Source organism: Acinetobacter sp. AB03 (assembly GCF_058107045.1).
Genome location: NZ_JBUEBA010000002.1, coordinates 2,821,715 through 2,835,354, shown reverse-complemented (window position 1 = coordinate 2,835,354; position 13,640 = coordinate 2,821,715). Strand labels below are relative to the sequence as shown.

Genomic DNA, 13,640 nt, shown 5'->3' with positions numbered 1-13,640 from the left:
AAATGATGTAAAAAAACCCGCCGAAGCGGGTTTTCAATTTACATATTCGGGTAGTTAGGACCACCGCCACCTTCAGGTGTTACCCAAGTGATGTTCTGTGATGGGTCTTTGATGTCACAGGTCTTACAGTGAACACAGTTGGCTGCGTTAATCTGGAAGCGTTTTGAACCATCATCATTTTCCATGATTTCATAAACACCCGCAGGGCAGTAGCGCTGTGCAGGCTCGTCCCATTTTGGTAAGTTCACATTTACAGGAATAGAAGCATCAGTTAGTTTCAAGTGTGCTGGCTGATTTTCTTCATGCACCGTATTCGATACGAACACTGAAGATAAACGGTCAAAAGTCAGCTTGCCATCTGGTTTTGGATAGTTCGGTTTAAAGCTGGTTGCATCTACAGTTTTCAGTGTACTGAAGTCAGGCACTAAGTCATGCAGTGTAAACGGGACTTTAAATACATTTTGATCGATGAAGTTAAATGCACCACCACCGAACGTGCCAAATTTGTGCATTGCTGGGCCAAAGTTACGAGAACGATATAACTCTTCTTTTAACCAGCTGTTGTTGAACTTGTCTGTGTAAGTTGTTAACTCTTTTGCAAAGAAGTCTTCACCTTCAAGCACACGTGCAATGGCAAGATCACCACCTTTTTCAACGCCTGCTTGAATCGCTTCGAATACTGCCTCACCACACAACATGCCCGATTTCATGGCAGTGTGAGAGCCTTTGATTTTGGCAAAGTTTAGGAAGCCTGCATCATCACCAATTAAAGAGCCACCTGGGAAGGTGAACTTCGGCAGTGAGTTGAAACCGCCTTTGACAACAGCACGTGCGCCATAAGAAATACGCTTACCGCCTTCAAGATACTGCTTAATCAGTGGATGCGTTTTCCAACGCTGCATTTCTGCAAATGGATACATGTGTGGGTTTTCGTAAGATAAATCCACGATCATACCCAAAGTAACTTGGTTGTTTTCAGCGTGATATAACCACCAACCACCAGAAGAACCGGTTTCAGCTAGAGGCCAACCTGCACCGTGCATCACCAAACCTGGCTTGTGTTTTGCAGGGTCAATTTCCCATAGTTCTTTGATGCCGATACCATAGTGTTGCGGGTCTGCATCTTTATCGAGATCAAACTTGGCAATCAGGCGCTTACCTAAATGACCACGACAGCCTTCCGCAAAAATCGTGTATTTGGCATGTAGTTCATAGCCTGGGGTAAAGTTATGTGTTGGTTCACCATCTTTACCAATCCCCATGTCACCTGTTTGGATACCTTTAACCGTACCATCAGCATGATAAAGAATTTCAGATGCAGCAAAACCTGGGAAAATAGACACTTCTAATTCTTCAGCTTTTTGACCTAACCAACGCACTACGTTACCAAGTGAAATCACATAGTTGCCATCATTATGCATGGTTTTAGGAACCATCCAATGCGGCGCTTCTTGTGACTTTTCAGCAGACATTAGGAAATACGTTTTATCTTCAGTTACTGGAACATTTAAAGGCGCACCTTCTTCTTTCCAGTTTGGGAACAACTCATTGATCGCACGCGGTTCGAGCACAGCACCTGAAAGGATATGCGCACCAACTTCAGAGCCTTTTTCTACGACACAAACGGACAGATCATTAAGGTTGTTTTCAATTGCAAGTTGACGAATTTTAATCGCAGCAGAAAGGCCAGCAGGGCCTGCGCCAACGATGACTACGTCAAACTCCATCGATTCACGTTCGATGTGTTCCATGTAGGACTCCTCATATGGTTAAAGGTGGCAACCGTTTTGACTCAAAGAACGGTGCTGCCATGAGTGTTCTTAGTTCCCAGACACAAAATTTATCATCGTGTCTTTTATATTGTGAGCTAGTATAGGTTTAAACCGAGTTCTAGCCAATTGGCTGAATCATATTATTTTTCCGTCAGACAGGCATGAATTTTATGGATAAGCAGCACAACTCAGCAAATCCGACGAAAAAAGTAGCTATTGCTGATAATAAAAACTTAACTGATATTGCACAATACATAAAAGATGGACAGTCCGGTCACAAAAGGTCAATCCCCCCTTTAGATCAATGGCACCCAAAGCATTGTGGCGCAATGGATTTGAAGGTTTTAGCCAATGGAGAATGGTGGCACGAAGGTCAATTGATCAAACGCCAAGCCATGATTGAGCTGTTTGCAACGGTACTTTGGAAAGAAGAAGATAAGTTTTATCTCAAAACCCCGGTCGAGCAGATTGAAATCGAGGTTGAAGATGAGCCTTTATTTGTCAATCAGGTCGATCAAGTCGAAATTGCAGGAAAAATCTACCTACAGCTGACCACGACCACACAGGATGTGGTGATTGTTGATGAAGACCATCCCATTTTTATGCGTGCCTTCCAAGGGGAGCTGCGTCCTTATGTGCATGTTCGCTTTGGCATTAATGCACTGATTCAGCGTGCTGCTTTTTTTCATTTGGTGGAAATGGGTGAGCTAAGCGAAGATGCGGAAGGTGAAGCCAAACTGTGCTTACAAAGTGGTGATTTGCTATTGCAATTAGGCACCTGAGGTTTAAGCTTGATTGATCTTTTAACTTTATACTGCAACGAGTCCTCATGAGTGCCATTCAGCCCTTATTCCCTATGATCAACCCCATGCCAAAAGCGACAGCCGATGCGCCAATCGGGATATTTGATTCGGGAATAGGCGGCTTATCCATCGCTCAAGAAATTGCCAAGCATTTACCGCATGAGCGATTTATTTATTTTGCCGATACCGCACATGTGCCTTATGGGCCGCGCGATGATCAAAATATTCGAGAATTGACTGCACAAGCGATTGAGTGGCTTTACCGCAAAGGCTGTAAGGTTGCAGTTGTGGCGTGTAATACCGCTTCAGCCTTTAGTTTGGATTATTTACGCGAGCACTATGGCGATAACTTTCCGATTATCGGCCTTGTTCCGGCCCTAAAACCTGCGGTATTGCAAAGCAAATCCAAAACCGTGGCCGTTCTAGCGACCCCTGCGACCTTTCGCGGGCAGCTAATTAAAGATGTGGTTGAAAAGTTTGCACAGCCTTCGGGAGTCACAGTGATTCCAGTGACTTGCTTAGATTTAGTACCTTTTGTTGAAAGCGGCGCACAGATGAGTGCGGCATGTTTAGCCACGTTAAAAGATATTTTACAACCCGTTGTCGATCAGGGTGCAGATTACTTAGTTTTAGGCTGTACCCATTACCCTTTTTTGAAAATAGCGATACAATCTATTTTTGGTCAGAAACTGACATTAATTGACTCTGGACTGGCAGTTGCACGACAAACAGCCCGTATTTTAATCAAAAATGAGTTATTATTTGAACGAAATCATGATAGTGATGTTCGAATTGAATGTTATGTCAGTGGGAATAATGCAGAAAGTTTGAGACCCATCTTACAACTTTTGCTTGAACCAGAACTAAATTGGACTATTTCAAACATATCTGATTAATTTTTAAACAAATAAGTCGAGTATTTTGATATATAGTCAAAAATTGCAACCTAATATGCTTGAGTTAGTCGCAGTGTCTATCTAATGGAATTTGGGGGATGGGATGCTGCGAAGAATAATGAGGATAACCGATGCTCGATAAGCGTTATCAAGTGTTTATAACCACTTCTGGAAGCGAGATGAAACCAGAGCGGATCATTTTGGCCCAAACTTTAGTGGGCATGGGATTTTTTTCTTGGGGATTAGAACAACGGACACCACTTTCAACGGCTTTTGCACGTCGTCAGATCGATGACTGTGACTATGTCATATTGTTGCTGGGCAGCAAATATGGCGAACAGTCCGTGTCAGGGGTGGGATATATGCACCTTGAATACATTTATGCGGTCACCAAACAAAAGCCGATTATTGTATTTATGCATGATGATCCTGATGCCCGTGAGTTATGTTTACATGACGACAAAGCTGAGCTGCGTGAAAAATTCAAAGAGTTTAGAAAACTACTCCAAAACGAAGTCGATCAGGTTTTCACTTATCGCACCATGCGTGACTTGGAAATGGCCGTTCGCTTGAATATGACGCAAATGCTAGAGCGCTATCCTGTATCGGGTTGGGTACGTCCGCAGAACACCCAAGTGTTGCATGACGAAATAGATAAACTTAAAGCCAAATTGGTGCAATTGGAAACTGAAGCGGGTAAACGTGAAGTCGATCCATTTTTGTCTTTACCCAAAGTGGCTATGCATGAATTTTTTGCTTTTGATTATCGGATGCATGCCTATCAAGATGGCAACTTCAAAGAGTTGAAAATTCAAAAGCAGATGACTTGGGCGCAATTACTCTCGGTTTTGGGGACAACCTTTATTCACCCAACTCCTGAAGAGTATTTCTCCAAACGCATTAATGAATATTTAAACGAAACTGGTTTGAATGATGCGCGTCTAGAAATGCCTCGTGCCCATGCTGTTGCACGCTCACAAATTAATATTCGTGCTTTGCACAGTATTAAAATGCAAATGTGTCAAAATGATTGGATTGTTCAGTCGGGTCGAGATGATCGTCAGCGCATGCTTTGGCAGTTGACCCCGAAGGCGACGAAACTTTTGGATAGTAATTTATTGGAAAAGGATCGGCCTTTTCAATTTCAATCTTCGTAGTTATCCATTTAGATAATGAACTGAAAACTGTTACAGTAGAGACATTCGAAAACGAGCCACGAGGGCTGAATGTCTACTGCAACAAAAGCAAAAGTTACTGTTATTTTGGCAAATTTGGGAACGCCTGATGCACCGACAGCTTCAGCAGTGCGTCGCTTTTTGGATCAGTTTTTGTCAGACCAGCGGGTGATTGAAATTCCCAAACCGCTTTGGCAAATTATTCTCCGTTTATTTATTTTGCCGTTTCGCCCGAAACGCGTTGCCCATGCTTATGAGATGGTGTGGGGCAGCGATTCTCCAATGCGAGAAATTTTGCTGACTCAAGTGGCCGCGTTACAACAGCAGTTGATTTTGCAATACCCTGAGTTTGAGCTGAATATCGTCCCTGCGATGACCTATGGCAATCCAGGCATTCAGCCATTGCTCTCTGAGTTGAGTCAAAAACCACAAGATCATATTGTGCTCTTTCCTTTGTTTCCGCAGTACTCTGCGACATCTAGCGCGCCTTTATATGACGCTTTCGCGAAGTGGATTCCAAAGCAGCGTAATTTGCCAGGGCTGAGTATTATTCGCGATTATTATCAGCACCCTTTATACATTCAGGCTTTGGCGCAAAGTGTACGTGATTTCCGTGCTGAACATGGGGTGAGTGAAAAGCTGTTAATGTCTTTCCATGGTATTCCACAACCTTATGCCGATAAAGGTGATCCCTATGCTGACCGTTGCCGTATCACTGGGCAGTTGGTGGCAGCCGAATTAGGCCTAGCGGAGAATGAATGGGCAATCAGTTTCCAATCCCGCTTTGGGAAACAAGAGTGGGTGAAACCCTATACCGATGTCTTACTGACTGAATGGGCGGCGCAGGGGGTGAAATCGGTACAAATTATGAGTCCTGCATTTTCAGCGGATTGCTTAGAAACTTTAGAGGAACTGGCGATTCAGAATGCTGAATTGTTTTTGTCTCAAGGTGGAGAGCGGTATCAATATATTCCAGCCTTGAACAGCCGCGGAGATCATTTGCAATTGCTCAATACGCTGGTTCAGGCTAATCTTGATGCCTTAAAACAGACATTAGCCAGCAAAACGAATTGAGGTTGACACTCTATGTTGCAAGTTAAAATTGTGCCTGTAACGGCATTTCAACAGAACTGTTCCATTGTTTGGGACAGTGACAGTAAAGAAGCAATTTTAATTGATGCAGGTGGGGAGCCTGAGAAGCTTAAAGCAGAAATTGAAGAGTTGGGTTTGACAGTCAAAGCGTTGTGGTTGACGCATGGGCATTTAGATCATGCTGGAGCAGTTGGGGCATTAAAAAAACTGTGGGATGTCCCTGTGATTGGCCCGCATAAAGAAGATGCCTTTTGGTTGGATATGATCCAAGAAGTCTCGCAGCGTTATGGTTTTCCTATTCCTGAAAAGGTAGATGTCACGACATGGCTTGAAGGCGGTGAAGTCCTTAAACTGGGAGATGAAGCGTTTGAAGTACGTTTTGCCCCTGGACATACTCCGGGTCATGTGATGTTTTATAACAAAAACTATGGTCTGCTGTGGACCGGCGATGTGTTGTTTAAAGGCTCCATTGGTCGTACCGACTTTCCGCGTGGCAATCATCAGCAGCTGATTGACTCTATTCAGCGTGAATGCTTTAGCTTACCCGATGAGACGCAGTTCATTTCAGGACATGGCCCAATCAGTACCATTGGTTTTGAAAAACAACATAACCCCTTTGTGGCAGGAAAAGCAGGCTAAGCGCTTTGTGGTCTTATTGAAAAATAAAAAAAGTCAGCAGCTGCTGACTTTTTATTTGCGAAATGGATTATTCAAAATGTGTTGGGTTTCTAGAGCAAACACGATAGAGAATAAGGCCACTAATAATCCAACCGAGAGGATCAACAGATCTTGCATATAGATGCCAAAACTGAATAAACAGATCGCGAGTAAAACGCCAATTAAAACAATAGTCTTACTCAGGATGTGCATCTTATCCCCCTTTAGGATGTTATTTTTGTGACTTGATCATGCTGTGAGCATGTACCAATTTTGGGGAGAGTATAGTCGACGAATTATCCTTTTAGGCGAATATTGAGAGATTAAATAATGAATAATTTCGCTTAAAATATGAAAAATATCATGAAATTAAACATATTATTCTTCTGAGTTTTCTGCTTGCGGTGCATCTTGTGTTGGGAGGCGATATTCATCATTGGCCCATGCACCTAAGTCGATCAGTTTGCAGCGTTCAGAACAAAATGGACGAAAGGCGTTGTCTTCCCATTGACTCATTTCTCCACAACGGGGACAAGGGAAAGTGTGTGGCATGATCGACTCCAGATAAAATTTTCGGATTGAAATAGGCAAAAACGTTGGCAGTTGTTAGACTGATGCGGTTTTTTCTTAGTTTGATCTGATTATGCCGATTCGTCAATTTCAAGCCCAGCGTATGCATGCGCCTCGTGATTTTCAAATGATCAGTCCTGATCCACTGTGTGTGGAAATTGGGGCGGGCAAGGGTAAACATGCTCTATTGTTTACGGCCAATCATCCTGAGAAAAAGCTGATTGCGGTTGAGCGAACCCGTGAAAAGTTTGTGGCGATGCAGAAACAACATGGCTTAGAAGGTCAGCAGAATTTACAGCTGGTACATGCCGATGCCTTGCCGTGGGTGGTACATGCCTTGCAGCCGCAGCAGGTTGAACAGTTCTTTATTCTTTATCCCAACCCTGAACCGCATAATCCTGCGCAGCGCTGGTTGAATATGCCGTTTTTTGAGTTTCTGATTTCACGTTTACAAGTGGGCGGACAAATTACGTTAGCCAGCAATATTCCAGAATATATCGAAGAAGCACAGCAACAGTTGATTGAGGTGTGGAAGTTACCGTTTGTGAAAGAGCGTATTGCGGATAGCTCAGCGCGCACACATTTTGAAATTAAATACTTAGAACGAGGCGAGCTCTGCCAACAGTTGATCATCACCAAACCTGAAGGTTATTGCACGCGCTTTGACGCGTTTCAGGCTTTGCAAGGTCAGACCCCACAGGCGCAATCTTCGGATCAAGCTGAATAAATCATGCCAAAGCGTATTGCAATTATTGGGGCGGGCCCAGCCGGTTTGATGGCAGCAGAAGTGTTGAGCCAATATGATGTTCAGGTCGATGTGTTTGAGCAAAAACCATCTGCTGCACGTAAGTTTCTGATGGCGGGTAAAACAGGACTAAATATCTCTCATGCCGAACCTGTGGAGCAGTTTATAGGTCGTTATGATCAAGCTGAATGGCTAGCACCTTGGATTCGTAAGTGGGATGCCAACTGGGTTCAGGCATGGATGAAAGGTTTAGGCGTTGAGTCCTATGTCGGAACGTCTGGGCGTATTTTCCCGATTGAAATGAAAGCCGCGCCTTTATTACGTGCTTGGTTGAAACGTTTGGTTGAGTCAGGCATCAAGTTTTACTATCGTCATCAATGCCTCAGCCTCAAAGAGCATAAGCTTGAAATCAAGTCTTTGCTTAGTGATCAAGCGCATAGCCAGAGCTATGATGCGATTGTCTTGGCTTGTGGAGCGGTGTCATGGTCTCAACTCGGTAGTGATGGCGCATGGCAAAACTGGTTGGAGGCCGATGAAATTGAGCCTTTTCAAGCCAGCAATGCTGGGGTAGAACATGAATGGTCTACTTATATGCAACCTGTCTTTGGGCAGCCACTGAAACGTATCGCGGCATGGGTGGGCGATGCGGAAAAAAGTATGGGCGATATCGTCATCACCCATTATGGACTAGAAAGTGGTTTGGTCTATAAGCAAGGTCGAGCGCTGCGTGCGCAGCAAAAAAAGCTCCAGCCTTTAGTGTTAACGCTTGATTTACTGCCAGATGTCACTGTCCAAGAATTGGCTGTACGCCTGAAACCGACAAAAAAACAGTCTTTAAGTAATATTTGGCGTAAAGCAGGTTTAGATGTAGCCAAGGCAAGTTTAGTGCGAGAGTTGGTTGCAAAAGATCACTGGAATCACCCTGAACAATTGGCGCAGCAGGTGAAGCAATTACAGATTCCTTTAACTGGTTTTCGTCCGATTGAAGAAGCGATTAGTTGTGCTGGCGGTGTTCACCGTAAAGGCCTGAGTCCGCAGCTACAATTAAAATCCAATCCCGCTGTTTTTTTATGTGGGGAAATGTTGGACTGGGATGCACCCACAGGGGGCTACTTACTCACTGCATGTTTTGCAACAGGACGTGCCGCAGGTGAGGGCGTTATGCAGTATTTGAATGTGGCAAAAAATTCGCCATAAGCGATGCAACTGAAAATCAGCTGTGCTAATTTGAATAAAAAATTCAAGGAGCATCATGATGTCGGATCTTCAGCAGTATGTGGGCAGCTGCCTGTGCGGTGCAGTGACTTATCAAATTGATGGGCCGATTGGCGATATTATTCAATGCCATTGTCAAAAATGTCGCAAGGCCAATGGAACGGCATATGCAACCAATGCACCGATTGCTAAGGCGGATTTTAAACTGACCTCTGGTCAGGACGTTGTAAAAAAATATGCATCGAGTGCAGGCACAGAGCGTTGTTTCTGTGGCAACTGTGGTTCACCTTTGATCAGTATGAAAGCTGATACCCCTGACTTTTACCGTTTGCGGATCGGCACTTTAGATACCCCGTTACAGCAAAAGCCGACGCAGCATATTTTTGTGGCATCTCAAGCTGAGTGGGACAACATTTGTGATGCATTACCACAATATGCTGAACGCCCATAGTTAGAACACATACAAAGAAAAGGGATCATCTGATCCCTTTTCTTTTTCCGCGATTGAGTTAGTAGCCTGTCGACATCATATCTTGAGCTTTAGGATACTGCGACTGCCAGTGTTCAAGCTGCTCTTGGGCATGAATGAGCTCACCGAGGCCTTTCACGTTGTCATGTGGTGCTGCGGCTTTATCTTGGATGAATTTGGTTTGGTTATCCCAATATTGGTACATCAGAGTTTGAATGTAGCGCCCTTGTTCTGTTTTTAAATCCAGCTCTTTCAGCATATTCAGTGCAGACTGAATATTGTCTTGTTGACGTGTTTTTGCAAATTCATCCGTGAGGGTTCCTGCCTCACGCATTTTCATGAGTTCATCTTCCATTTCATCACTCATGCTACTAAAGCGCTGGTCATAGTCGACCAAGAGCGCAATATCCTGTGGGTCATTGGCTGTTTTAGCAAAACTTTTGACCGGTTCAGAGCTGAGTTCTTGCAGAATTTTATCATCGCTCGAAAGGGTGTCTTGCTCAGCAGATTCATTGGCTTTATTACAGCCTGTGAGGATTAAGCTGCCACCTAAAAGAAGCGGCAGTAGAACCTGTTTCAATGAAAGAGTATGTGGGTTCATATCGGTGTCCTATTATTCTGCTATTTTTTGAAAGTGATAGGCATAGGTGATGTAAGGAAAACTGATTTCGTCCTGTGGCTGTTTGCCCGTGTACTGCTGCACAATATGCTCAAACTGATGTTTTAAATACTGCTGTTGTTCGAGTGGCATTGCGGCAATAAAGCTAGTCGAAAGTAGGCGTTTTGAGACCACTTGTTCTACTGTACCTGTTTGCTGCTGTGCAAACTGATGTAGGCTTTTGAGCTGAAATAAGGGTTGATGTTCAAAGACTTTTTGCCATAGCCCACTATGATAACGCGGGGTATCTCCTTCTAAAGGAGCGAGCCGTTCTGCGAGTGCATTGACCCAGTCAACTTGAGTGTCGCGTTGGTTCCAGACCAAACCCAAATGCCCTTGCGGTTTCAGGACACGATGGATTTCTTTTAAACTGTCCATGTTCGCAAACCAGTGGAAGGCCTGCGCAGATAAAACTGCATCGATACTTTGCGAAGGCAGGGGAATATGGTCACTAAAGGCTTGTAATGTTTCCACCTGTGGGTAAGCCAGTTTGAGCTGAGCTAACATTTCGGTGACAGGTTCGATGGCAGTGAGCTGTCCACTATGTGGAATCAGATAAGGCAAAAACTTTCCTGTACCCGAGGCAAGATCAATCACACGTGAATTTGTGTTTAAATGCAGTTGCTCGGTGAGCCACGCATGGATCTCTTCTGGATAACTTGGACGCACTTGTTGATAAAGTTCAGCAGCTGCGCTAAACCCGTGTTGTGCTGCAGGATGGAGTAATTGTGTCATATTTTGCGCTTTTTTATCTGCTCTGCATCTATAAAATAACACATTTGGTTCGATGAAATCGCTTATGCTGTATGGAACGAACATGACCTCACTTTATAGGAATGAAATCTCTCAGCATGGACATGGCGAAACAAATTATTTTTGAAGACGAACAGATTCGTGTCATTTTTTTACAGGGTTCATCGGACGAACTTATTTTCTCTTTTGGCGACCTGATTACCCGTGCCAAGGGAACGTCGATCAATGCAGAAAAGTCGCTAGCCAAGTTTGGCTTTAATGTGGTTGGCATTATGCCGAAACAGAAGTCATGGTTTCCAGAGTCTTCGATGTTGGCGATGTTAGAGGCAATTCGCGCTTGGATTGCCCCTTTTCAAACCCGCATTGCCTATGCAGGGTCGATGGGCGGCTATGCAGCGATTAAATACTCTAAACTGCTTGGTTTTAAGCGCGTAGTAGCTTTGGTGCCGCAGTATTCGATCGACCCTGAACAGGTGACGGATAACCGCTATAACATGTTCTATCAGCCTGAGCTGAACCATGACATGCAGGTTCAGCCGAAAGATGTCTCGGCAGAGTGTGAATACATTGTTATTTATGACCCTTACTGCCCTGAAGACCGTGCGCATTATGAAAAATTACAAACGGTCGTACCGAATCTGAATACCCTGAACTTACCTTTTACAGGGCATGATGCGATTGCGGTTTTGGCCAGTTCCGATTTGCTCCATGATTTTTTACGTCATGAGTTTGATGCGCCGTATTTTTATAAAAAAATTCGTGAAGTGAAAAAGAACAGCAAGTTTTACTACCGTAAAGTGATCGAAAACTTGTTGCCGCGTCATCGCTTTTCTTTAGGACGAATTCTGAAAAATAATGAGCTTGAGTTAGATGGTCAATTTTTTGATAGCAAGCTAAAACAAAGCATTATTCGCGAGTTACTCAGCAATCGACAAGTGAGCCAGACCGATCTACTGAAACTGGGCATTCAGGTCAACTTGCCGCAAGAAAATAGCTGTCAGTTGATGGATAATTTTGGACATGGTTTAGTGTTCAATATGATCAGTCAAAAGATTGAAAGCTATGCACCAGATGCCATTGCGCTGAATCATAAGTTTCTGCTGCCGATTTTTGCCAAGGGCAATGGGTTAGTACATATTTACTATAACGACATGCGTTATACCATCGTCATGAATGACAGACAGATCATGAAATTGGTGCATGAACAAGCCGAATTGGGCGCTGGAATGCATCCATTGTTAATGAAAAAATACAGTGATTATTATCTGATTAGCTATAAGCAGTTTAACTTTAGCTGTGATGAATATGGTGGCTTTGATTTGGTCGAGATTATTCCAGAAACAGCGCAGTTTTTGGTGTCAAGCGATGCTGAATCAGATGTGTTCATGTGATTTATTCATATAGGGCTTTGGTCTAAGGCCAAGCGCTTGTTTTCCGTCCTATTTTGTTTAATATGAAAGTATTGTTTATCTTTTAAACAATACAGATAAAGATCAAATAGGGTGGAAGCAATGCAAAGACATTGGTCGGCTGTATTTATAAAATTACTGTTTATTTCAACATCACAAAGCGCACTGGCACAAAGTTTAGAGCCAGCTTATCTTACATTCGGTGGTGGCCTGATTCTCCTGCTGATCCTGACGTTTTATGTGATTAAACAAATCAGTATTTCTATTCGTATTCATCGTAATAAGCCCGTTAAATAGCGGGCTTTTTTCTGTATGTGGCGGCTATTTTTAGGTGGTCAAGACAGTGTTTACGTTGAAAAAAGGGGCTGAGTTCGTTTAAATAAACGCTCTATCATTATGCAGAACAACTGGACGTGAGCAATGAAAGCCGTATTTTTAGATTATGCATCCTTAGATAAAAATGATTTGGACTTTCAAGCACTGCATGCTGTTTTTGATGAACTGATCCTTTACCCAAGTACCGATGCTGAGACACTTGTCGCCCGTGTACTAGATGCAGATGTGATTATTAGCAACAAAGTAATGGTGGATGCCGATACCCTAAAACAATGCTCTCAGTTAAAGTTGATTTTAATCTCTGCCACTGGCACCAATAACATCGATTTGCAGCAAGCCAAAGCGCAAGGTGTTGTGGTGTGTAATTGTCAGGGTTATGGCACGGCAGCGGTGGCACAGCATACTTTAATGTTGATGCTCAACCTGGCAACCTCATGCTTGCAATACGACCGTGCAGTGCAGCAAGGTGAATGGAATAAAGCTTCGCAGTTTTGCCTACTGGACTACCCAATTATTGAACTTTCCGGCAAGACCTTAGGTATTTTAGGGTATGGCGAATTGGGGCAGGCAGTGGCTAAACTCGCTGAAGCATTTGGCATGAGAGTTTTGGTGGGTAATTTGCCAAACCGTCCACATACTGACCCAACACGAGTGGGCTTTGACGACTTGCTGGCGCAATCGGATTTTGTCAGTCTGCATTGTCCATTAACCGATGACACGCGTGACCTGATTGATGCTCAAGCTTTCAAAAGAATGAAAAAAAGTGCCTTTTTAATTAATTGTGCACGGGGTGGAATTGTCAATGAAGCAGCTTTGGCAGACGCGTTAAAACAGGGTGAAATTGCGGGTGCAGCAACCGATGTATTGACCGTTGAGCCACCTAAAGAGGGTAATGTTTTATTGGATGCTCGTCTGCCGAATTTAATCATTACACCACACAGTGCGTGGGGCAGTGTCGAAGCACGTCAACGCATGGTGCAGCAGTTAGTGGAAAATGCTCAAGCTTTTCAAGCAGGGCAGCCAATCCGTCGGGTGAATTAAAGCAAATAATGACAACGAAAAAGCCCATCAACTGACGGGCTTTTTTGCT

Annotated in this window: 15 protein-coding genes; 11 read left to right on the top strand and 4 right to left on the bottom strand. The window is 43.7% G+C overall.

The window, feature by feature from the left end; all coding sequences use genetic code 11:
* Nucleotides 1-38: 38 nt before the first annotated feature.
* A complete protein-coding gene (locus ACY3FQ_RS14285; RefSeq protein WP_489774235.1) occupies nt 39-1,751 on the bottom strand; it encodes an electron transfer flavoprotein-ubiquinone oxidoreductase in 1,713 nt (570 codons plus the stop codon).
* Between the two features lie 191 nt (nt 1,752-1,942).
* On the opposite strand from ACY3FQ_RS14285, the gene ACY3FQ_RS14280 reads away from it, so the two are divergent.
* From ACY3FQ_RS14280 to ACY3FQ_RS14260, 5 genes are all read left to right on the top strand, one after another.
* Nucleotides 1,943-2,554 (top strand): DUF1285 domain-containing protein, encoded by a 612-nt coding sequence (locus ACY3FQ_RS14280; RefSeq protein ID WP_489774234.1) that lies wholly within the window; start codon nt 1,943-1,945, stop codon nt 2,552-2,554.
* A gap of 47 nt (nt 2,555-2,601) precedes the next feature.
* Nucleotides 2,602-3,471: a glutamate racemase gene (gene murI / locus ACY3FQ_RS14275; protein ID WP_489774233.1), complete on the top strand. Its 870-nt coding sequence runs from the start codon at nt 2,602-2,604 to the stop codon at nt 3,469-3,471.
* A gap of 131 nt (nt 3,472-3,602) precedes the next feature.
* Nucleotides 3,603-4,628, top strand: coding sequence for a DUF4062 domain-containing protein (locus ACY3FQ_RS14270; protein WP_489774232.1), 1,026 nt, complete (start codon nt 3,603-3,605; stop codon nt 4,626-4,628).
* A 69-nt stretch (nt 4,629-4,697) separates the two neighbouring features.
* A complete protein-coding gene (gene hemH / locus ACY3FQ_RS14265) occupies nt 4,698-5,720 on the top strand; it encodes a ferrochelatase (RefSeq protein WP_489774231.1) in 1,023 nt (340 codons plus the stop codon).
* 12 nt (nt 5,721-5,732) lie between these two features.
* Nucleotides 5,733-6,377: an MBL fold metallo-hydrolase gene (locus tag ACY3FQ_RS14260; RefSeq protein WP_078388563.1), complete on the top strand. Its 645-nt coding sequence runs from the start codon at nt 5,733-5,735 to the stop codon at nt 6,375-6,377.
* A 396-nt stretch (nt 6,378-6,773) separates the two neighbouring features.
* Here ACY3FQ_RS14260 and ACY3FQ_RS14255 read toward each other — a convergent pair whose 3' ends face one another.
* Nucleotides 6,774-6,947, bottom strand: a complete 174-nt coding sequence (locus ACY3FQ_RS14255) for a DNA gyrase inhibitor YacG (RefSeq protein WP_004692619.1) — start codon at nt 6,945-6,947, stop codon at nt 6,774-6,776.
* An 85-nt stretch (nt 6,948-7,032) separates the two neighbouring features.
* On the opposite strand from ACY3FQ_RS14255, the gene ACY3FQ_RS14250 reads away from it, so the two are divergent.
* The 3 genes from ACY3FQ_RS14250 to ACY3FQ_RS14240 are packed head-to-tail and all read left to right on the top strand — an operon-like array spanning nt 7,033 to nt 9,376.
* A complete protein-coding gene (locus ACY3FQ_RS14250) occupies nt 7,033-7,692 on the top strand; it encodes a class I SAM-dependent methyltransferase (RefSeq protein ID WP_489774434.1) in 660 nt (219 codons plus the stop codon).
* A 3-nt stretch (nt 7,693-7,695) separates the two neighbouring features.
* Complete coding sequence (locus tag ACY3FQ_RS14245; RefSeq protein WP_489774230.1) at nt 7,696-8,907, top strand: TIGR03862 family flavoprotein; 1,212 nt, start codon at nt 7,696-7,698, stop codon at nt 8,905-8,907.
* A gap of 58 nt (nt 8,908-8,965) precedes the next feature.
* A complete protein-coding gene (locus ACY3FQ_RS14240) occupies nt 8,966-9,376 on the top strand; it encodes a GFA family protein (protein ID WP_489774433.1) in 411 nt (136 codons plus the stop codon).
* Between the two features lie 58 nt (nt 9,377-9,434).
* On the opposite strand, the gene ACY3FQ_RS14235 is transcribed toward ACY3FQ_RS14240, so the two are convergent.
* Together ACY3FQ_RS14235 and ACY3FQ_RS14230 are read right to left on the bottom strand one after the other, a co-directional pair.
* On the bottom strand, nt 9,435-9,995 hold the full coding sequence (locus ACY3FQ_RS14235; protein ID WP_489774228.1) for a hypothetical protein: 561 nt from the start codon (nt 9,993-9,995) through the stop codon (nt 9,435-9,437).
* 12 nt (nt 9,996-10,007) lie between these two features.
* On the bottom strand, nt 10,008-10,787 hold the full coding sequence (locus ACY3FQ_RS14230; protein ID WP_489774227.1) for a class I SAM-dependent methyltransferase: 780 nt from the start codon (nt 10,785-10,787) through the stop codon (nt 10,008-10,010).
* A gap of 122 nt (nt 10,788-10,909) precedes the next feature.
* Here ACY3FQ_RS14230 and ACY3FQ_RS14225 point away from each other — a divergent pair, with 122 nt between their 5' ends.
* The 3 genes from ACY3FQ_RS14225 to ACY3FQ_RS14215 all read left to right on the top strand — a co-directional run bounded on the left by ACY3FQ_RS14225 (nt 10,910) and on the right by ACY3FQ_RS14215 (nt 13,591).
* Nucleotides 10,910-12,196, top strand: coding sequence for a hypothetical protein (locus tag ACY3FQ_RS14225; RefSeq protein WP_489774225.1), 1,287 nt, complete (start codon nt 10,910-10,912; stop codon nt 12,194-12,196).
* Between the two features lie 120 nt (nt 12,197-12,316).
* Nucleotides 12,317-12,511, top strand: coding sequence for a hypothetical protein (locus ACY3FQ_RS14220; RefSeq protein ID WP_279737232.1), 195 nt, complete (start codon nt 12,317-12,319; stop codon nt 12,509-12,511).
* Between the two features lie 123 nt (nt 12,512-12,634).
* Nucleotides 12,635-13,591: a 2-hydroxyacid dehydrogenase gene (locus tag ACY3FQ_RS14215; RefSeq protein ID WP_489774224.1), complete on the top strand. Its 957-nt coding sequence runs from the start codon at nt 12,635-12,637 to the stop codon at nt 13,589-13,591.
* Nucleotides 13,592-13,640 lie beyond the last annotated feature (49 nt).

What these genes read in the sequence shown, in the direction of transcription:
- ACY3FQ_RS14285 (WP_489774235.1), bottom strand. Translation starts at nt 1,751, where the DNA reads ATGGAACACATCGAACGTGAATCGATGGAGTTTGACGTAGTCATCGTT.
- ACY3FQ_RS14280 (WP_489774234.1), top strand. Translation starts at nt 1,943, where the DNA reads ATGGATAAGCAGCACAACTCAGCAAATCCGACGAAAAAAGTAGCTATT.
- murI (WP_489774233.1), top strand. Translation starts at nt 2,602, where the DNA reads ATGAGTGCCATTCAGCCCTTATTCCCTATGATCAACCCCATGCCAAAA.
- ACY3FQ_RS14270 (WP_489774232.1), top strand. Translation starts at nt 3,603, where the DNA reads ATGCTCGATAAGCGTTATCAAGTGTTTATAACCACTTCTGGAAGCGAG.
- hemH (WP_489774231.1), top strand. Translation starts at nt 4,698, where the DNA reads ATGTCTACTGCAACAAAAGCAAAAGTTACTGTTATTTTGGCAAATTTG.
- ACY3FQ_RS14260 (WP_078388563.1), top strand. Translation starts at nt 5,733, where the DNA reads ATGTTGCAAGTTAAAATTGTGCCTGTAACGGCATTTCAACAGAACTGT.
- ACY3FQ_RS14255 (WP_004692619.1), bottom strand. Translation starts at nt 6,947, where the DNA reads ATGCCACACACTTTCCCTTGTCCCCGTTGTGGAGAAATGAGTCAATGG.
- ACY3FQ_RS14245 (WP_489774230.1), top strand. Translation starts at nt 7,696, where the DNA reads ATGCCAAAGCGTATTGCAATTATTGGGGCGGGCCCAGCCGGTTTGATG.
- ACY3FQ_RS14240 (WP_489774433.1), top strand. Translation starts at nt 8,966, where the DNA reads ATGTCGGATCTTCAGCAGTATGTGGGCAGCTGCCTGTGCGGTGCAGTG.
- ACY3FQ_RS14235 (WP_489774228.1), bottom strand. Translation starts at nt 9,995, where the DNA reads ATGAACCCACATACTCTTTCATTGAAACAGGTTCTACTGCCGCTTCTT.
- ACY3FQ_RS14230 (WP_489774227.1), bottom strand. Translation starts at nt 10,787, where the DNA reads ATGACACAATTACTCCATCCTGCAGCACAACACGGGTTTAGCGCAGCT.
- ACY3FQ_RS14225 (WP_489774225.1), top strand. Translation starts at nt 10,910, where the DNA reads ATGGCGAAACAAATTATTTTTGAAGACGAACAGATTCGTGTCATTTTT.
- ACY3FQ_RS14220 (WP_279737232.1), top strand. Translation starts at nt 12,317, where the DNA reads ATGCAAAGACATTGGTCGGCTGTATTTATAAAATTACTGTTTATTTCA.
- ACY3FQ_RS14215 (WP_489774224.1), top strand. Translation starts at nt 12,635, where the DNA reads ATGAAAGCCGTATTTTTAGATTATGCATCCTTAGATAAAAATGATTTG.